This is a genomic window from Methylorubrum sp. GM97, assembly GCF_024347855.1.
GTDB lineage: Bacteria > Pseudomonadota > Alphaproteobacteria > Rhizobiales > Beijerinckiaceae > Methylobacterium > Methylobacterium extorquens.
Genome location: NZ_AP025942.1, coordinates 3,524,875 through 3,543,038, shown reverse-complemented (window position 1 = coordinate 3,543,038; position 18,164 = coordinate 3,524,875). Strand labels below are relative to the sequence as shown.

Annotated in this window: 21 protein-coding genes; 11 read left to right on the top strand and 10 right to left on the bottom strand. The window is 69.2% G+C overall.

Annotated elements, in window-relative coordinates; genetic code table 11:
• The first annotated feature begins 29 nt into the window (after positions 1–29).
• From tlpA to MSPGM_RS16440, 3 genes are all read left to right on the top strand, one after another.
• Positions 30–671 carry a thiol:disulfide interchange protein TlpA gene (tlpA, locus tag MSPGM_RS16450; protein WP_012753290.1) on the top strand — a complete coding sequence of 214 codons (642 nt, stop codon included), beginning with the start codon at positions 30–32 and terminating at the stop codon, positions 669–671.
• Between the two features lie 71 nt (positions 672–742).
• Positions 743–1,984, top strand: coding sequence for a Na+/H+ antiporter NhaA (gene nhaA, locus MSPGM_RS16445; protein WP_003603111.1), 1,242 nt, complete (start codon positions 743–745; stop codon positions 1,982–1,984).
• An 85-nt stretch (positions 1,985–2,069) separates the two neighbouring features.
• On the top strand, positions 2,070–2,417 hold the full coding sequence (locus MSPGM_RS16440) for a hypothetical protein (RefSeq protein WP_003603112.1): 348 nt from the start codon (positions 2,070–2,072) through the stop codon (positions 2,415–2,417).
• A gap of 30 nt (positions 2,418–2,447) precedes the next feature.
• Here the strand turns inward: MSPGM_RS16440 and MSPGM_RS16435 are convergent, their stop codons facing one another.
• Positions 2,448–2,843, bottom strand: a complete 396-nt coding sequence (locus MSPGM_RS16435) for a PRC-barrel domain-containing protein (RefSeq protein WP_003603113.1) — start codon at positions 2,841–2,843, stop codon at positions 2,448–2,450.
• 126 nt (positions 2,844–2,969) lie between these two features.
• On the opposite strand from MSPGM_RS16435, the gene mepA reads away from it, so the two are divergent.
• From mepA to MSPGM_RS16420, 3 genes are all read left to right on the top strand, one after another.
• A complete protein-coding gene (gene mepA / locus MSPGM_RS16430; protein ID WP_003603114.1) occupies positions 2,970–3,899 on the top strand; it encodes a penicillin-insensitive murein endopeptidase in 930 nt (309 codons plus the stop codon).
• 90 nt (positions 3,900–3,989) lie between these two features.
• Entirely contained in the window at positions 3,990–4,289 is a 300-nt protein-coding gene (locus MSPGM_RS16425; RefSeq protein WP_012753289.1) for a type II toxin-antitoxin system HigB family toxin, read from the top strand.
• The gene (locus MSPGM_RS16420) at positions 4,286–4,744 is read left to right on the top strand and encodes a type II toxin-antitoxin system HigA family antitoxin (protein WP_003603119.1); all 459 of its coding nucleotides are present in this window, start codon (positions 4,286–4,288) and stop codon (positions 4,742–4,744) included. Before MSPGM_RS16425 ends, MSPGM_RS16420 begins: the two co-directional genes overlap by 4 nt.
• Before the next feature lie 86 nt (positions 4,745–4,830).
• Here MSPGM_RS16420 and MSPGM_RS16415 read toward each other — a convergent pair whose 3' ends face one another.
• Both MSPGM_RS16415 and msrA read right to left on the bottom strand, forming a co-directional pair.
• Positions 4,831–5,334, bottom strand: coding sequence for a TIGR00645 family protein (locus MSPGM_RS16415; protein WP_003603121.1), 504 nt, complete (start codon positions 5,332–5,334; stop codon positions 4,831–4,833).
• A 104-nt stretch (positions 5,335–5,438) separates the two neighbouring features.
• Entirely contained in the window at positions 5,439–6,098 is a 660-nt protein-coding gene (gene msrA, locus MSPGM_RS16410) for a peptide-methionine (S)-S-oxide reductase MsrA (protein WP_003603122.1), read from the bottom strand.
• Between the two features lie 170 nt (positions 6,099–6,268).
• Between msrA and MSPGM_RS16405 the strand changes: the two genes are divergently transcribed.
• Positions 6,269–7,333: a PAS domain-containing protein gene (locus tag MSPGM_RS16405; RefSeq protein ID WP_003603123.1), complete on the top strand. Its 1,065-nt coding sequence runs from the start codon at positions 6,269–6,271 to the stop codon at positions 7,331–7,333.
• An 18-nt stretch (positions 7,334–7,351) separates the two neighbouring features.
• On the opposite strand, the gene MSPGM_RS16400 is transcribed toward MSPGM_RS16405, so the two are convergent.
• The 4 genes from MSPGM_RS16400 to cpdR all read right to left on the bottom strand — a co-directional run bounded on the left by MSPGM_RS16400 (position 7,352) and on the right by cpdR (position 9,625).
• Entirely contained in the window at positions 7,352–7,822 is a 471-nt protein-coding gene (locus MSPGM_RS16400; protein WP_003603124.1) for a DUF1178 family protein, read from the bottom strand.
• 120 nt (positions 7,823–7,942) lie between these two features.
• The gene (locus tag MSPGM_RS16395; RefSeq protein WP_003603126.1) at positions 7,943–8,788 is read right to left on the bottom strand and encodes a carbon-nitrogen hydrolase family protein; all 846 of its coding nucleotides are present in this window, start codon (positions 8,786–8,788) and stop codon (positions 7,943–7,945) included.
• Entirely contained in the window at positions 8,785–9,042 is a 258-nt protein-coding gene (gene grxC, locus MSPGM_RS16390) for a glutaredoxin 3 (protein ID WP_003603127.1), read from the bottom strand. The genes MSPGM_RS16395 and grxC overlap by 4 nt, the downstream gene beginning before the upstream one ends.
• Positions 9,043–9,268: 226 nt before the next feature.
• The gene (cpdR, locus tag MSPGM_RS16385) at positions 9,269–9,625 is read right to left on the bottom strand and encodes a cell cycle two-component system response regulator CpdR (RefSeq protein ID WP_003603128.1); all 357 of its coding nucleotides are present in this window, start codon (positions 9,623–9,625) and stop codon (positions 9,269–9,271) included.
• A gap of 306 nt (positions 9,626–9,931) precedes the next feature.
• Between cpdR and MSPGM_RS16380 the strand changes: the two genes are divergently transcribed.
• The gene (locus MSPGM_RS16380) at positions 9,932–10,828 is read left to right on the top strand and encodes an N-formylglutamate amidohydrolase (RefSeq protein WP_003603131.1); all 897 of its coding nucleotides are present in this window, start codon (positions 9,932–9,934) and stop codon (positions 10,826–10,828) included.
• A gap of 241 nt (positions 10,829–11,069) precedes the next feature.
• Here MSPGM_RS16380 and galU read toward each other — a convergent pair whose 3' ends face one another.
• Positions 11,070–11,936, bottom strand: a complete 867-nt coding sequence (gene galU / locus MSPGM_RS16375; protein ID WP_012753286.1) for a UTP--glucose-1-phosphate uridylyltransferase GalU — start codon at positions 11,934–11,936, stop codon at positions 11,070–11,072.
• A gap of 172 nt (positions 11,937–12,108) precedes the next feature.
• Between galU and galE the strand changes: the two genes are divergently transcribed.
• The 3 genes from galE (at position 12,109) to MSPGM_RS16360 (ending at position 16,006) form a co-directional block, all read left to right on the top strand.
• A complete protein-coding gene (galE, locus tag MSPGM_RS16370) occupies positions 12,109–13,101 on the top strand; it encodes a UDP-glucose 4-epimerase GalE (protein WP_003603134.1) in 993 nt (330 codons plus the stop codon).
• The gene (locus MSPGM_RS16365; RefSeq protein WP_012753285.1) at positions 13,098–14,279 is read left to right on the top strand and encodes a lytic murein transglycosylase; all 1,182 of its coding nucleotides are present in this window, start codon (positions 13,098–13,100) and stop codon (positions 14,277–14,279) included. Before galE ends, MSPGM_RS16365 begins: the two co-directional genes overlap by 4 nt.
• A 269-nt stretch (positions 14,280–14,548) precedes the next feature.
• On the top strand, positions 14,549–16,006 hold the full coding sequence (locus MSPGM_RS16360; RefSeq protein ID WP_012753284.1) for a DUF459 domain-containing protein: 1,458 nt from the start codon (positions 14,549–14,551) through the stop codon (positions 16,004–16,006).
• Positions 16,007–16,033: 27 nt separating this feature from the next.
• Here MSPGM_RS16360 and MSPGM_RS16355 read toward each other — a convergent pair whose 3' ends face one another.
• Positions 16,034–16,696 carry a response regulator transcription factor gene (locus tag MSPGM_RS16355; protein WP_012753283.1) on the bottom strand — a complete coding sequence of 221 codons (663 nt, stop codon included), beginning with the start codon at positions 16,694–16,696 and terminating at the stop codon, positions 16,034–16,036.
• 5 nt (positions 16,697–16,701) lie between these two features.
• The gene (locus tag MSPGM_RS16350; protein WP_261925713.1) at positions 16,702–18,042 is read right to left on the bottom strand and encodes a sensor histidine kinase; all 1,341 of its coding nucleotides are present in this window, start codon (positions 18,040–18,042) and stop codon (positions 16,702–16,704) included.
• Between the last annotated feature and the right edge of the window lie 122 nt (positions 18,043–18,164).

Sequence of the window (18,164 nt, the reverse complement as noted above, 5' to 3'; positions counted from 1 at the left end):
ACCTTCCGCACGCGAAACGAGGTTCAGCCTTGAAGGCGACCCCGAAAATCCTTGCCGCGGGCGGCGCGCTCGCCGCCGTCCTCGTCGGCGGCCTCGCCCTATACGGGACGGGCTCGAACCTCGGCAACCTCGCGGCCTCCGGCCCCTGCGCCGAAGCCGCCCCGGTCGCGGCCCGGCTCGCGCCGCTGGCCCGCGGCGACGTCGCCGCTTTCGACGCCTCCGCTCCCCCGAAGCCGGCACCCGCCGTCGCCTTCAAGGGCCCGGACGGCGCGCCGACCGATCTCGCGTCCTTGCGCGGAAAACTGCTCCTGGTGAACTTGTGGGCGACGTGGTGCGCCCCCTGCAAGGCGGAGATGCCAGCCCTCGATCGCCTTCAGGCGGAACTCGGCGGCGACAGCTTCCAAGTGGTGGCGATCAATGTCGAGACACGCAATCTCGACAAGCCGCCCGCATGGTTCAAGGCCAACGGCATCGCGCATCTGACCTATTACGGCGACCCCGAGGGCAAGGTGCTGCCGGTGATTCAGTCGGCGGTCGGCTCCACGGGGCTGCCGACGACGATGCTGATCGATGCCAAGGGCTGCACACTCGGCGTGATGAAGGGGCCGGCCGAATGGTCGAGCGAGGACGGCAAGCGGCTGATCCGGGCGGCGCTGGCGAAGTCCTCCTGATTTTCCGAGGTGTCCGATTTTCCAAGCCAGCGGGTTGCGGTGCCGGCCCAGGGCGGGCAACGGGTCACGGCATGAAGCCGCCGCCCCCCTCCGTCCGTGCGCTCCCGCGCCCTCTGCAACGCTCGTACTCGGCAACGCGCCGCTTTCTCACGAACGAGGCGGCCGGCGGCATCGTGCTCATGGCCGCGGCCGGCGCCGCGCTCGTGGTCGCCAATTCGCCCCTGGCGCAGGCCTATCACGACCTCCTGCACATCCATCTCGGGCCCTTGAGCCTGATGCACTGGATCAACGACGGCCTGATGGTCGTGTTCTTCCTGCTGGTGGGCCTCGAGATCAAGCGCGAGGGACTGGACGGGCGCCTGCGCACATGGCCCGACCGGGTGCTGCCGGGCCTTGCCGCCGCGGCGGGCATGGCCGTGCCGGCCCTGGTCTACCTTGCCTTCAACGCCGGGCAGTCCACGGCTCGGGGCTGGGCGATCCCCGCCGCCACCGACATCGCCTTCGCGCTGGGCGTCCTCGCGCTGCTGGGCTCGCGCGTGCCCGTTTCACTCAAGATCTTCCTGTCGGCGGTGGCCATCGTCGACGATCTCGGCGCCGTGGTCATCATCGCGCTGTTCTATACGGGGCAGCTCGATACCACGATGCTGGCGGCCTCGGCCGGGATGCTGGCCGTGCTGTTTGCCCTCAACCGCCTCGGTGTGCGCGCGCTCCTGCCCTATCTCCTCGCGGGCCTCGTCCTCTGGGTGTTCGTCCTGCGCTCCGGCGTTCACGCCACGGTGGCCGGCGTGCTGCTCGCCCTGTTCGTGCCGATCCGCCCGAGTCCGGGCCGACCGGAGGACACGACCTCGCCCCTGCACCGTCTGGAGCACGCCCTGACGCCCTGGGTCTCGTTCCTGATCGTGCCGATCTTCGGCTTCGCCAATGCCGGGGTGACGCTCCTCGGCTTGCCGGCGCAGGCGCTGATCGAGCCCGTGACGCTCGGCGTCGCGCTCGGCCTGTTCATCGGCAAGCAGGTCGGCATCTTCGCGAGCGTGCGGATCGCCGCCGCCCTTGGCCTCGTTTCCCGCCCGGCGGGGGCGACCTGGGTTCAAGTCTACGGCGTCGCGCTCCTCTGCGGCATCGGCTTCACCATGAGCCTGTTCATCGGTGCGCTCGCCTTCACGGATGGCCTGCACGAGACCGAGACCAAGCTCGGCGTCCTCGGCGGCTCGCTGCTCTCGGCGCTGTTCGGTGCCGTGCTGCTCGCCCGGGCGACCGCGCGGGAGGCGAGCCCGCGCCGGAACCTCGGAGCCGGGTCCGACCGCTTGCCTTGACCTCCGGCCTCGGCCTACTCAGGCCGGAAGCGTCGCGGTGGTAGATGGTCCGTCCTCCGGCCCGTCATCCCGCGCGAGGGCGAACATGCTGCGAACCGTTTCCCGTTTCCTCGGACTGCCGTTCTTCAGCCGGGCGCTCGGGCTCCTGATGATGGCGGCGGGCTTCGTGCAGCTCTGCTACGACGGCGCCCGCTCCATCGCCAATAACGGTCTGCGGGTGACGAGCCTCGCCGAACTGATCCAGTCCCTGCCGCAGGAGCGGATCACCGCCCTCGGAACCTCGATCCGGCAGGTGGCGCCCTGGGCGGATACGGTTCTGCTGACCCCGCTCGGCCTCGTCCCGGCGGCCCTGTTCGGGCTTGGACTCGGCGCGGTCTTGGTCTGGCTCGGCCAACCGCCGCGGGAGCCGATCGGGTTCCTGACCCGGCCGTAGAGCGTCGTCCCGAAGAGGGTTCAGACGTCCTCAAATCCCCCAATACGGCGCCGCGTTGTAGTAACGGTGGACGTGCTCCTCCCAGGCGCGCTCGTCCTCCGGGTCGCCGCCCTCCGGCGAGCGGGCGGGCGCGTCGCGCAGCTGCGCCTCGGTGATGTCCACGACGTAGGCGTCGAGGCCCGGGTCGTAGCGCAAAACCGCCCAGGGCAGCGTGTAGTATTCCTCGCCCATGCCCAGGAAGCCGCCGAAGCTCATCACCGCGTAGGCGACGCGGCCCGAGCGCTTGTCGAGCATCAGCCGCTCGATGCGGCCGACCTTGCTCCCGTCGGTCCGGCGCACCTCGGTGCCGATGACGCGATCGCTGGCGATCAGGCTGCGGGGCGGGGGCGCCGTATTGGCCGCAGCTTCGGAACGAACCGGATCCATGGCGATCATCCTGCAACGTTGTTACAGCTTGCCATAAAAAACGCCCATGCGGCCGGGCACGTTCCGGCCGGTGCGGCACCCACCCTTGCCCCATCCTGCCCCGCCATCCCGGACGAGCCACCGCGCATGCCGCTGACCCGCCTGACACTCCCTGCCCTCGCGCTTGCCCTTCCGGCGCTGCTGAGCCCGGCCGCGGCGCAGGACCGCGGCAGCGTCAACCCGAAGCCGCTGCCGCCGCTCGCCAACCCGAACGATCCCTCGACGCCGGCCAAGGCCCTGTTCGGCCGCGTCACCGGGCCGGCCAGCGGGCCGGCGCGGCCGTTCGGCTCCTACGCCAAGGGCTGCTTCTCCGGCGGCGAGGCACTGCCCCTCGACGGTGCGACCTGGCAGGTGATGCGGCCCTCCCGCAACCGGATGTGGGGCACGCCCCATCTCGTGGATTTCATCGAGCGGCTCGCCGCCCGCGCGCCGCAGGCCGGCTGGCCCGGCCTTCTCGTCGGCGACATGTCGCAGCCCCGCGGCGGGCCGATGCTCACCGGCCACGCCTCGCACCAGCTCGGCCTCGACGTAGACGTCTGGCTCACGCCGATGCCGGACCACCGCATGACCCGGGCCGAGCGCGAGGAGACCTCGGCCACCGACATGGTGCGCTCGGACCGGCTCGACATCGATCCTGACGTCTGGACGCGCCAGCATACCGCGCTGATCCGCATGACGGCCAAGCAGCCGGAGGTGGCGCGGATCTTCGTGAACGCGGCGATCAAGAAGGCCCTATGCCGCGAGGCGGGCGGGGATCGCGGCTGGCTCACCAAGGTGCGCCCGATGTACGGGCACAACTACCACTACCATATCCGCCTTGCCTGCCCGGCCGGCGACAACGCCTGCGATGACCAGGCGCCCCCGCCCTCCGGCGACGGCTGCGGCTCCGAACTCGATTACTGGTTCAGCGCGGCAGTGCTGAACCCGCCCAAGCCCAAGACCCCGCCGAAGCCCCGCCCGCCGATGACGCTCGCCGGCCTGCCCGACGCCTGCCGGGCGGTGCTGCACGCGCGGTAGCGTGCTGTCCGCTCTTTAAGGCATCGACTTGACACGGCAGGTGCCTGACAAGGCACTTGTTCCCAATTTTGGAACATGCTAGTCGTTGTCATGCAGATCGTCGCCAAACGAACGCTCCGCATCTTCTGGGAGGCGCATCCGCGATCGCGGAGTGGTTTGTCCGACTGGTACACGAAGGTCAGCGCCGCGGACTGGTCGGGCCCCGAGGACATCAAGGCCGCGTTCGGTAAGGGCGTAGACTTCGTCGGTGACAATCGCATCATCTTCGACATTCGCCGCAACGAATTTCGCCTGATCGTGCATGTGTCCTATCGCTATCGACGAGTGCTCATCAAATTCGTCGGCACCCACGCCGAGTACGATCGGATCGATCCGGAGACGGTAGGATGATGGATGTCAGGGCCATCCGGAACGACGACGATCTGACTTGGGCTCTCAGGGAGATCGAACCGTACTTCGCACGGGAGCCCGCGTTCGGCACGCCGGAGGCGGAGCGCTTCGACGTGCTGACGACACTGATCGAAGCCTACGAGAGCCGGCATTACCCGATCCCGGAAAGCAATCCGATCGAGCTTCTGCACTACGCGATCGAGCATCTTGGGCGTAGCCAAGCGGAGCTTGCCGAATTGCTCGGCTCACGCTCGCGGGCTTCGGAAATCCTCGGCGGCAAGCGCGGGATGACGCTGGATCAGATCCGGGCCGTCAGCGAGGCTTGGAAGATCCCGATTGCCGCGCTGGCCAAGCCTTACCCGATCGGCTTGGAGGAGGCTCCGCGTCGCCAGCGGGCCGAGAGCAAGCGCGCCAAAAGTAAGCGCGCCAAGAGCAAGTCCTCGGTAGCCGCCTGAGGGGTTTCAAGAAGACCCGATCTCCGAGGCAGCGTGAACTTGAATGAGTCGTGTCGCTGCTTGAGTCGCAGGTGCGGGCAAAAACCTTACTTCTCGTGGTGTCCGGCCGAGAGCCGGTCGGTCAGTGCCATCAGCAGGCCGGACACCACGAACACCATGTGGATGCCGACCAGCCAGGAGAGGTCGCGGTCGCTGTAGTTCTTCACGTCGAGGAACGATTTCAGCAGCTGGATCGCCGAGATCGCGACGATGGAGGAGATCAGCTTCAGCTTGAGCCCGCTGAAGTCGATGGTGCCCATCCAAGTGGGCCAGTCCTTGTGGTCCGTGTGATCGAACTTCGAGACGAAATTCTCGTAGCCTGAGAAGATCACGATGATCAGCAGCGAGCCGGTGAAGGTCAGATCGACCAGCGCGAGAACGCCGAGGATGGTCTGCGACTCGGTGGACTCGAAGGCGTGCGTGACGACGTGGCCGAGTTCCAGCAGCAGCCGCACCAGCAAGACGACGAGCGCGATCGTCAGCGCGGCGTAGAACGGCGCCAGCAGCCACCGGCAGGCGAAGAGAAAGCGTTCGAAGCCACGTTCCAGCATTGTCTCTCGATCCCGGCCATCCGAGGGGCCGGGATTTGGCATGGGCGCAACGGCCCCGCAAGACGGTCAAGCTTGGACCGGCCTTGTCGGGGCCGGGCGGAGTCTCACTCCGCCGCGACGCCGACACCCACGGGGCAGGACACGCCGGTGCCGCCGAGCCCGCAATAGCCGCCGGGATTTTTGGCGAGGTATTGCTGGTGGTACTCTTCCGCGAAGTAGAAGGTCTCGAGCGGCACGATCTCCGTCGTGATCGGCCCGTAGCCCCGCGCGTCGAGCGCCTGCGCGTAGGAATCGCGTACCGCCCGTGCCGTCGCGGCCTGGGCCTCGCTGCCGGTGTAGATGCCGGAGCGGTACTGGGTGCCGACATCGTTGCCCTGGCGATACCCTTGCGTCGGGTTGTGGCTCTCGAAGAAGGTCTTGAGCACGGCCTCCAGCGGCAGCACGGCGGGGTCATAGGCCACCAGGACCACCTCGTTGTGGCCCGTGAGCCCGGAGCAGACCTCCTCGTAAGTCGGGTTGGGCGTTGTGCCGCCGGCATAGCCCACGGCGGTGACGTGGACGCCCTGGGGCAATTCCCAGAACTTGCGCTCGGCGCCCCAGAAGCAGCCGAGGCCGAGCACGATCGTCTCGACGCCCTCCGGATAGGGCCCCTTCAGGGGATTGCCGTTGACGAAATGGCGCTCGGCGGTCGGGAGGGGATTCGGCCGGCCGGGCAGCACTTCGGACGGAGCCGGCATCTCGGGCCGCTTGCGGAACAGGAGCATCGCTGTTTCCTCTGGTGGTCGCGGGGCGTGCAGTCGGCGCGCCGGTGTGCATCCCGCTCGATTTCGCTTGATATGGTCATCGCCGTCTGCTTTGGCGACAGGGTCAGGTGAGGCCGCGCCCTCGGCGGCTTCGGCCGTGCCATTCGCACCTGGGGAGCGATCGGGAACAGATGGAGCCCGGCGACGACTGGCAACTGACGGAGCGGGTTCGCGCCAGCGTCCGTTCCGGCAAGGGCGATCCCTTCGCGGCGGCCGTGCGGGCCACGCGCATGGCGATGATCATCACGGACCCGCGCCGGCTCGACAATCCGATCATCTATGCCAATGACGCGTTCCTGCGGCTCACCGGGTACACGCGGCTGGAGGTGACGGGCCGCAATTGCCGCTTCCTGCAGGGGCCCGGCACGGATTTCGACGCGGTGGCGCGGATCCGTGCCGCGATCGATGCCGAGCGGGACGTGCATGAAGAGCTTCTGAACTACCGCAAGGACGGTTCGACCTTCCACAACGCGCTGTATATCAGCCCCGTCCACGACGAGGACGGCACGCTGCTGTTCTACTTCGCCTCGCAGTTCGACGTGAGCGAGCGCCACGCGCTCGCGGCCGAGCGCGACCGGACGCAGGTAGCCCTCGACGCGAACGCCCTGCTGCTGCGCGAGATCGGACATCGCGCCCGCAACGATCTCCAGATGATCTCGGCCATGCTGACGCTTCAGAGCGGCAACAGCGCCGATCCGGCGGTTCGCGCGGCGCTCGGCGAGGCGATCGGGCGCATCGATGCCCTCAGCACGCTCTACCGCCAGTCCGCCCCGCCGGAAGAGAGTGCGGGCCACGATCTCGGCGATCTCGTCCGCGAGATCGCCGAAACCCTGGTCGAGGCCTCGGGCCGGCGCGACATCGCGCTTGCGCTCGATCTCGCGCCGCTCCGCGTCCGGCCCGAGGCGGCCGGGCCGCTCGCGCTCATCGTCAACGAGGTCGTCTCCAACGCCGTGCGCCACGCCTTCCCGTCCCGGGCCGGACGGCTGACCGTTCGCATCGCCCGCGATGGGGCGGACGTCACGGTGGCGGTGGAGGATGACGGGATCGGTCCGAGCGCCACGGGCGACGGGAGCTTCGAGGCGACGCTGATCGATGTTCTGAGCCGGCAGGTCGGCGGGACGATCTGCGTCCGGCCGCGCGATCCGGCGGGCACCGCCATCGAACTCCGCTTTCCGGCCGAGCGCATCGGGGTCTAATCCCCCACTGCTCAGACGTCAGTGCCGGTCGTCGGGGGCCGGCGGCAGGGGCATGACCTCGATGCCCTCCTCGACCAGCGCCCGCGCTTCCTGCGGGCTCGCCTCGCCGTAGATCGGGCGCCCTTCCGCATCGCCGTAATGGATCGCCCGCGCCTCGTCGGCGAAGCGCTCGCCGACATCCTCGGCGGTCGAGACGACGTGCTCGCGCACGGCCCGCATCAGGGCGCGCAACTGTCGCTCCGGCTCGGCGGCGAGCATCGGCATCGGCACCCCGGCTGACGCCGCCGGAACCGTGGGCGTCGGCGTCTCGGCCCGGCCACGGTCGGTGCGCGCCACGGCCGGGGCCATCGGTGCCTTGGCGACTCTGGCCGAGTCACAGAACGGACAGGTGACGAGCCCGCGGGCTGATTGCTCGTCGTAGGCCGCGTTGGAGGGAAACCAGCTCTCGAACTGGTGGCCCGAATCACAGGCGAGAGTGAAAAGGATCATGACCCTTAGAACATCGTCCTGGATACCGGATCCAGAAGGATGCTCTATCCTCTTATTTTTGCACCATCTCTTCCGAAAGCCGGAGGCCACCTTTCGGGATGATGCTTAGATGGGATGGCTTCAGGCGCGGCGCACGCCGAAGCTGCGCGCATGGGACAGGGTGGGAATGCGGGCGCGTGCATCCGCGACCCGCGCGAGGTCGATCTCGGCGAGGATGATGCCCGGCGCGTCGCCCTCGGCCTCGGCGAGGATGCGGCCCCAGGGATCGACGATGAGCGAGTGGCCGAAGGTCTCGCGTCCGTCCTCGTGCCGGCCCCCTTGCGCCGCCGAGATCATGAACGAGCCGGTCTCGATGGCCCGCGCGCGCTGCAAGATATGCCAGTGCGCCTCGCCGGTCTGGCGGGTGAAACAGGCCGGCGCGGTCATCACCGTGGCGCCCGCCTCGGCCAACGCCCGGTAGAGGGCGGGAAAGCGGATGTCGTAGCAGATCGTCAGCCCGAGGTTGGCGAGGGGCGTCTGCGCGACCACGGCGCAGTCGCCGCCCGAATAGGTCGCCGATTCGCGCCAGCTCTCACCGTTGGGCAGATCGACGTCGTAGAGGTGGAGCTTGTCGTAAGCCGCTTGGATCTCGCCCGCAGCGTCGATCAGAAAGGCGCGGTTGGCGATCTTCTCGCCCTCGCGGATCGCCAGCGATCCGATCTGAAGAACGATCTTTTCCGCCCGCGCGACCTCGCGGAGGGCGGCGAGCGTGGCGTCGCTCTCCTGCGGCCCGACCTTTTCGAACAGGGCGGTGCGGTCGCGCTCGATCAGCGAGGTCGTCTCGGGCGTCTGGACATAGGCGGCACCCCGGCGGGCCGCCTCGCGCACCGCCTGCACGGCGGCTTCGCGGTTGACGGCCGGATCGCGCCCGCCGCGCATCTGCACGCAGGCGGCGATGAAGGGCTTGTGGTCGGACAGGTCCGTCATGCCGCGAGCAGCGGATCGAGATCGCCGGCCCGCTCCAGCGCGTAGAGGTCGTCGCAGCCGCCGACATGCCGGTCGCCGACGAAGATCTGCGGCACCGAGGTGCGTCCGCCGGCCCGCTGGACCATGGTCGCGCGGGAGCCCGCCGTCTTCTCGACGTCGATCTCGTTGAAGGACACGCCTTTTTCGCGCAGCAGGCTCTTGGCCGCCGAGCAATAGGGGCACCAGGCGGTGGTGTAGATCGTGACCGGCTGCATAGGTCCGTCGCGTGCCCGAATGGGGGAGAAGCGACGGATATAGGCGAGCCGCGCGGATCTTCCTACTGCGGCCGGGTCACAGAGTCGGACGATCGCTGCGCCGGCTCTCCGCTCAAGCGGCTTTTACAGCGCATTCCGACGAAGTGGCCACCGGTTCGTCGAAAGAATGCGCGTCGAAACAGAGGTCTAGAGACGCCGGTCTGATGCAATCAGGCCGGATACGGCTCTAGGCGGCCAGCAGCTTCTCGACCTCGTTGACGAGGTCGCGCAGGTGGAAGGGCTTCGAGAGCACCTTCGCATCCTTGGGCGCCTTCGAATCCGGGTTCAGCGCCACCGCGGCAAAGCCGGTGATGAACATCACCTTGATGTCGGGATCGAGTTCGGTGGCGCGGCGCGCCAACTCGATGCCGTCCATCTCCGGCATGACGATGTCGGTCAGGAGAAGCTCGAACGGCTCCTCGCGCAGGCGATTATAGGCGGAAAGGCCGTTGTCGAAGGACAGCACGTCGTAGCCGGCGTTCTGGAGCGCCTTGGCCAGAAACCGACGCATGTCGTTGTCGTCTTCCGCGAGCAGGATCTTCATCGAACGGCGTCCCGGTGCCCATGCGCCTTGGAGTGTCTCAGGAAAGGCCGGTCGCTACCATGCCGCTTGAGGGCATGACAGCGCTGTCGGCGCTTTGCGAGAGATGCTCGGTGGGTGTTCATTTCATAAAGCGTCGGCTTGGTAAACAGAGCGTTAAACGCGCCCGGTGTCGCGACGCACCCGACAATCGCGGGGCGCTGTCCCCTCCTCTCCCGGCCCTGTGCGGCGCATGGTGGACAGGGCGGACGAGGCGCCGCAAAGTAGCGCCATGTTCCTTCCGTGCCACGGTCAGGCCCCCGCTTCTCGATGAGCCCTTCACAGCCAGACGGAGCCGAGGCGTTCGATCCACCCTTTGCCGTGGACGAGCCGGCGCAGCACGCGATCCCCTTCGTGTTCAACACGCCGCATTCCGGCGCGCATTACCCAGACTCCTTCCTTGCGGCCTCCCGGCTCGACGCGCTGGCCCTTCGCCGCTCGGAGGATGCCCATGTCGACCGGCTGTTCGCTGCGGTCGTCGGCCTCGGCGCGCCCTTGATGCGGGCGAACTTCCCCCGCGCCTATCTCGACGTGAACCGCGAGCCCTACGAGCTCGACCCGCGGATGTTCGCCGGCCGCCTTCCGTCCTACGCCAACACCCGCTCGATGCGGGTGGCCGGAGGGCTGGGCACGGTGCCGCGCATCGTCGCCGACGGACAGGAGATCTATCGGGAGCGGCTACCGGTGGAGGAGGCGGTGCGGCGCATCGAGACGCTCTACAAGCCGTATCACCGAACCCTGCGCGGCCTGATCCATCGCACGGCACGGACCTTCGGCCGGTCCTTCCTGATCGATTGCCACTCGATGCCGTCCTCGAGTCTCGGGCGCGATGAGAGCGCACAGGCCGATTTCGTGCTCGGCGACCGCTTCGGCACGGCCTGCCTGCCGGCACTGGTCGATGGGTTCGAGAGCCGGCTGAGGGCTCTCGGCTACAAGGTGGTGCGCAACAAGCCCTATGCCGGCGGCTTCATCACCGAGCATTACGGCGAGCCCGGCCTCGGGCGGCACGCGCTGCAGATCGAGATCAACCGGGCGCTCTACATGAGCGAGCAGTCGCTGGCGCTGACGGCCGGCTTCGTCACACTCGCGGACCATCTCGCCGAGGTCATTGCCGGGGTCGCTGCCGAGACGGTCGAGCTGCCGTCCCACCGCATCGCAGCAGAGTAGCCGCCCGGATCGGAACGGGGCTTTCAGCCCTCCTGACTCGACGCTTCGGACAAAAAAAGGCCGCCCCGAAGGACGGCCCGAAGTCTAGGGAGGAAACGCCCAAGAAGGGCTGCGGGACCGCGACGCCATCGCGATCTCGCAATGCACAAATCGCATCGCGCTGCACAAATCGCAAGGGCGATGAAACCGTTTCCACATGTGCGCCGCGCATATCTGTCCGGCAAGCGCAACGGGAACCGGATCAAGCCTCGCCGAGAAGCGCGCGAATCTCCGCTTTCAGGGCATCGGCCAGTTCCGGCCGTTCCAGGCCGTAGGCGAGGTTGGCGGTGAGGAAGCCGATCTTGGACCCGGTGTCGTAGGTGCGCCCATCGAAGCGCAGCCCAAAGAATTTCTGCTCTTCGGCCAGCCGGATCATCGCGTCGGTGAGCTGGATCTCGCCGCCCGCGCCGGTCTCGCCCCGCTCCAGAATCGAGAAGATCTCGGGCTGGAGGATGTAGCGGCCGGAGATGATGTAGTTCGAGGGCGCGGTGCCCTGCTTGGGCTTCTCGACCATGCCGGTGATCTCGAAGGTCTGGCCGAACGTCTCGCCGACGGCGACAATGCCGTACTGGTGGGTCTCCTCGGGCTTCACCTCTTCCACGGCGATGACGTTGCCGCCATGCTGCTCGTAGGCTTTCAGCATCTGGCCCATGCAGCCGCGGCTCAGCATGTCGGGCAGCAGCACGGCGAAGGGTTCGTCGCCGACGATCTCACGCGCGCACCAGACGGCGTGGCCGAGGCCCAGCGGCGCCTGCTGCCGGGTGAAGCTGGTCTGGCCGGCCTTGGGCAGGTCCTTCTTCAGCTCCTCGTAGGCCGCCTGCTTGCCGCGCTCCTGCAGCATGTGGTCCAATTCGAACGCGATATCGAAATGATCCTCGATCACCGCCTTGCCGCGGCCGGTCACGAAGATGAAGTGTTCGATGCCGGCCTCGCGGGCTTCATCGACGACGTGTTGGACGACCGGCCGGTCGACGACGGTGAGCATCTCCTTCGGAACGGCCTTGGTGGCCGGCAGGAAGCGCGTGCCGAGACCCGCGACGGGAAGGACGGCCTTGCGAATTCGTTTCATCTGGCGGGACCCCATTTTAGCGTGTGTCGGGGCGAGCCCTGATCGACAACGGATCAAATAGCACGCAGGCCGCCGCTAACAGCCCCGCTTGGGTTAGGATTGGCAGAATTTTGTCATAAGACGCGGCTGGTGCTTCAGCCGACGGCTGACGAAGACGGAACAGGGGTGGACGATGGCGGTTCTGGTCACGGGCGGCGCCGGCTATATCGGCAGCCACATGGTGCTCGCACTGGTCGATGCCGGGCATGAGGAGGTCGTGGTCCTCGACGACCTCTCGACCGGTTACGATTGGGTCCTGCCTCCGGAAGTGCGTCTCGTCGTCGGCGACGTGGCCGACCAAGCCCTCGTCACCGAGACCATTCTGCGCCACCAGATCGACACGGTCGCGCATTTCGCGGCCAAGATCGTCGTGCCGGAATCGGTCGCCGACCCGCTCGGCTACTATCTCGCCAACACCGTGAAGACGCGCGCGCTGATGGAGACGGCGGTGCGCACGAATGTGCGGCACTTCATCTTCTCCTCGACGGCCGCCGTCTATGGCGAGCCCGAGATCGTGCCGGTGCCCGAGACCCTGACGCCGAACCCGATCAACCCCTACGGCCGCTCGAAGCTGATGAGCGAGTGGATGCTCGCGGATGCCGCCGCCGCGCACGGCTTCACCTACGGGGTGCTGCGCTACTTCAACGTGGCCGGGGCCGATCCGCGCGGGCGTTCCGGGCAATCGATGCCGGCGGCCACCCACCTCATCAAGGTCGCGACGCAGGCCGCGCTCGGTCAGCGCACGCATCTGGAGGTGTTCGGCACCGATTACCCCACCCGCGACGGCTCGTGCCTGCGCGACTACATCCAGGTCTCGGATCTGGCCGCGGCGCATCTCACCGTGCTCGACTATCTGCGCGGCGGCGGCGACAGCCTGACCGTCAATTGCGGCTACGGCCGGGGCTACTCGGTTCTGGAGGTCGTGGAGGTGGTCAAGCGCATCTCCGGCCGCGACTTCGAAGTGCGCTTGTCGCCGCGCCGTCCGGGCGATCCGGCCCAGATCATCGCCGGCGCCGACCGCATCCGCAACGAACTCGGCTGGACCCCGAAGTACGACGACCTCGACGTCATCGTCGCCCAGGCGCTCGCTTGGGAGGACACCCTGGCGAAGCGGAACCGGCGGTGAGATTACCCCGCGCCGCCCTCATCCTCGCGCTCGCGCTGCTGGCGGGGCCGGCCCGGGCGCAGGATGGCGACTTCTCCGGCTTCGTCGCGTCGCTGCGCCCCGACGCCACGGCCCGCGGCATCTCGCAGAAGACCTTCGACGCGGCGTTTGCCGGCGTGCAAGGGCCGGATTCGGACGTCGTCGCCCGCACCCACCGCCAGAGCGAGTTCAGCCGACCGGTCTGGGACTACCTCGTCGGCGCGGTCTCGGGCGCCCGCATCACCCGGGGGCAAGCGCAGGGCAAGCGGCTCGCGGCTACCCTCGCCGCCATCGAGGCGAAGACCGGGGTGCCGCGCTCGGTCGTGCTGGCCTTCTGGGGGGTCGAGTCGGATTTCGGCGCCAGCGCCGGCTCCCTGCCGACGATCCGCGCGCTGGCGAGCCTCGCTTACGCCCGGCACCGCGGAACCCTGTTTCGCGACGAGCTGCTGGCCGCCCTTCAGATCCTCGAGAACGGCGATATCGAGCCGGCGCGGATGGTCGGCTCCTGGGCCGGGGCCATGGGGCAGGTGCAGTTCCTGCCCTCGGTCTACCTGCGGGAGGCAGTCGATTTCGACGGCGACGGACGGCGCGACATCTGGCGCTCCGAGGCCGATGCGCTGGCCTCCATCGCGCATTACCTGCAATCGCTCGGCTGGAAGCCCGGCCTGTCCTGGGGCTACGAGGTCAGCCTGCCGAAGGATTTCGACCTGACCCGCTACCGCGGCCCGCTCGCCGACTTCGCCGCCCGCGGGGTGCGCCGCACCGACGGCAAACCCTTGCCGACAGGCGGCGAGGCCAGCCTGTTCCTGCCGGGCGGGCTCGGGAGCCCGGTCTTCCTCATCACCGACAATTTCGAGGTGATCCGCGGCTACAACACCAGCGATTCCTACGCGCTGGCAGTCGGCCACCTCGCCGACCGGCTGGCGGGCGGCCCGGCGCTCGCCGCGCCCTGGCCCAACGGCGCCGCCCGCCTCGACGGGCCAGGCCTCAAGCGTCTCCAGGCGGGGCTCGCCGCGAAAGGGCTCTATGGCGGCGAACAGGATGGACGCGCCGGCCCGAAGCTGCGCGAGGCGGTGCGGCAGTACCAGATCCGCGAGGGCCTGCCCGCCGACGGCTACGCCCGGCCCGCACTTCTGGAGCGCCTGGAGGGACGGCCATAGAGCGCATTCCGACGAAGTGGTCACCGGTTCGTCGAAAGAATGCGCGTCAAAACAAAGACTGAGAGTCGTCTCCGGCCTGATGCCATCAGGTCGGAGACGGCTCTCGTGTCTCTCACAAAACGCCCGCTGCGCCGCCATGCCCAGAGAGGGCCGATGGGTGATCGGGAGTTTGTGAGGCACTCTTAGACGCGCGCGCCTCAAGGCGCTATCCTGACCGGATGTGAGGTCGGACCCGCTCCGGCCCCTCCCCTTCGATCAAGGCTTCGCGCATGCAACGCCGCCCGACCGATCGCACCGCGTTCCCGCGCTTTCCTGCGATCCTCGGTCTCCTCCTCCTCGCGGCCCTCTGGCTCACGGCGGCGTGGTCCGCCCTACCGCAGCCGGCCGCGGCGCAGTGGGGCGACAGCTACGACGCACCCGCGGCCGATCCCTACGCCGCGCCGCCACCGCGCCGCCGGGCCCGCGGCGCCTATGCCGACGAGTACGGCTACGGCCGGGCCCCCGCCCGCCGGGCCGCGCCGCCGCAGGAGGCGCCGCGCCAGTTCTACTGGCCGTGGGAGGACCAGCCGCGCGCCCAGCCGGCCCCGCCGCCCCAGCCCGCGCCCGGCTATGCCCGGCCGTCGCGCCCGCGTGCGCCTGCCGCTGCCCCCGCCCCCACCACTGCGGGCCGCTCGGACGAGGAGCGTGCCGCCCGCCGCCGCCGGCCGAGCCCCGCCCCCGCGGTGGCGCAGCCCAAGGCCAAGGTGCCGAAGGCGGCGCCGACGACGCAGATTGCCGTGTTCGGCGACTCGCTCGCGGGCTACCTCGCCAAGGGTGCCGATGACGCCTTCTCCGACAATGCCGAGGTCGCCGTGCTCGACCGCTCGAAGGCCGATAGCGGCCTCGTGCGCAAGGATCTCGTCGATTGGGCCAAGACCGCCGAGGATTTTCTCAAGGCCACGCCCAAAGTCTCCTACGCCCTGATGATGATCGGCTTGAACGACCGGCAGGCGATCCGCGAGGGCGAGCAGAGCGTCGAGGCCCTGTCCGACAAGTGGCGCGAGATCTACGCCGCGCGGGTCGATGAGGTCGCGAAGGTGTTTGCCGAGCACAAGGTGCCGCTGATCTGGGTCGGCCTGCCGCCGGTCCGCAGCGAGAGCCTGAGCCGCGATTTTGCCGCCATCAACGATCTCGTGCGCGAGCGGGTGCAGCGGGCCGGCCAATCCTATGCCGAGGTCTGGCAGGGCTTCGTGGACGACCGCAACCGCTTCACCGCCTCGGGGCCCGACGTGGACGGCCAGGAGGCGCGGCTGCGCACCTCGGACGGGATTCACTTTACCGCCGCCGGCTCGCGCAAGGTCGCCCATTTCGCCGACGTGGAGCTGAAGCGCCTGATGGGGGAGAAGGGCGGCCTGACCTCCGAGCAGCCCGCCGCCGCGATCGCCGCCACGCCCGGCGAGGGTGGTGTCGGATTGGGCGTCGATGACACGGCGGCAATCGATCGCAAGATCACGGCGATGCTGCCGAGCCTGCCCGAGCCGCCGGGTATCCCGAGCCTGCCGGTCAAGCCCGCGGCGGGGCCGGTGGTGCCGCTCGGCCGCACCGAGACCTCGCCGGGCGGGACGCTCCTCACCGCACGTCCGCAGGAGGGGGATGCCACCGGCACCCGCGAGCGCAGCCTGCAGCGCGGCGCCGCCCCCCTGCCCCAGCCGGGCCGAGCGGACGATTTCCGCTGGCCGCCGGGATAGTCCTCCTCAACCGCCGAACGAGGTCGATCAGGTCTCGGCGGCGGGTGGGCCGTGCGGGGCTGCCACGAGCCCGGCGCCAACGGCGATCCAGACCAGATGGGCGTCCGTACGGGCGCCCAGCTTGGCCCGGATCAGCGAAAGATTGTTCTGGACCGTCTTGAGGCCGAGGCACAGCGCCTCGGCGATGGTCTGCGCCGTGGCGCCCGCCGCCGTCATGCCGAGGATCTCGACCTCGCGCGGGCTGAGTTCGTCGAGGCTGCTGCGCCCGCCGGCCACCTCGTCCTGCGCGATCGCCAGGGCGATGTCGGCGCTCATGGCCCGCTCGCCGCGCAGGACGCCCGCGGATGCCTCCAGCAGCTCGCGGGGGGCGCTCGCCTTGCTGACATAGCCGCTGGCCCCCGCCGCGAAGGCTTGGCGCGCGATGGCAGCACCGGTGCGCATGCTGAAGACGAGGATGCGGGCCGCGCCGTCCCATTGCCGGATATGCCGGATCGCCTCGATGCCGCTCGGCCCCGGCAGCGACAGGTCGAGGATCACGAGGTCCGGCCTCTGCGCCTTGTAGAGGCGATAGGCCTCCGCTGCGGTCGCGGCCTCCGCAACGACCGTGAAACCCGGCTGCCGTTCCAACAGGCGGCGATAGCCCTCACGCACGACGGGATGGTCATCGACGAGGAGGATGTTCGCCATCATCCGCCTCACCCGTGAACCGGAACGGTGACGCGGGCGCGGATGCCGCTGCCGTTTCCGGTGAGCGAGAGTTGGCCGCCGAGGGCGGCGAGCCGGGCACGGATTCCTGGAAGCCCGCGACCGGACCCGCTCGCCGCGCTGGCAGCATCACCCCCGCCGTCGTCGTCCACGGTCAGCGTGACGGTCCCGCCTCCCGTGCCGGCGCGCTGCAACCGCAGGAAGACCCGGCTCGGTCGTCCGTGCCGCAGGGCGTTGGTCAGCAATTCCTGCGTGATCCGATAGAGGCTCGCGGACGCCTCGCCGGACAGGCCCGACCAGTCGCCCTCCATATCGAGGTGCAGGCGCGGCCCGGTCCGTAGCCGCGCCCGCCAGTCCGACACGAGGCCGCGGATGCCGTCGCCCAAGCCGATCCCGGCAAAGTCGGGGAGTTCGAGCTGAGCCAGGGCGCCGCGCAGGCTCTCGCGCATGGAGGCGACGACCGCCTCGATGCCGCGCGCATCGGCGCGCAGATCCGCGCGGTCCGTCGGCGCGCCGGTCTCGATCGCGGCGGCGAGCGCCCCGGCGGCGGCGAGGCATTGGCCGAACGCGTCGTGCAGGTCGCGGGCGAGGCTCTGGCGCTCCTCTTCCTGCACTTGCACCAGCCGCTGCATTAGCGCGGTCCGCTCGCTCTCGGTCCGGGCCAGACGCCCGGCGAGCGCGTCGAAGGCGGTGGCAATCCGGTCGAACTCCGCCGCCCCGAAGCGCGGCAGGGGCGGACGGGACGCGCCGACACCGAAGCCGTCCAGATGGCGCACGATCCGTCCTGCGGGCGCGACGAGGCCGGCGGCGGCGAGCCAGCCGAGGATCGCCGTGGCTCCGGCGAGCGAGAGGGCGAGGCCGCTCGCGAACCGCACCTGCCGCCACGCGCGCGCCGCTGCCGCGCCGGAATCGGGCCAGGCCGCGACGGTGCCGAGACGGCGTCCGCGATAGACGATCTCCCGGACGACCAGATCGCCGAGGGTCCTCGCCGACAGGACGGCCGTGAGCCAGGCCGGGGCCGTGCCGAGCCCGTCCCAATCGCCGCAGAGCCGCCGCGGCACTTCGCTACCGAGGCGGATCTCGGTGCAGATCCCCGGCAGCAGCATCAGGACGGTCGGCTCGGTCTGGGGTTCGCCGAACGGCAGCGCCGCCGGTCCGACGCTGCCAAGCCCCGGTTGCCGGGCAAGCGCTGCGGCGATCCGCTCCGCCGATACCGCAGACTCAACCCGCAGGGCGCTGCGCGCGTCCCACAGGGTCCAGGCGACGGCGCCGGCCAGACACAGCAGGGTCACGATCAGAAGGCGCAGGGCGAGATGCGCGGGCAGGCTCATCGGGGCGACCGTGCAGGGGAACGTGACCCAAGATGGCACCGGCCGCCGTCCGAGGCGCAAGGGGGATGGAGGGGTGTCGGGAAAAATGCCCGCGCGGAAGCGGGAGCCGTTCCCTGGGCGAT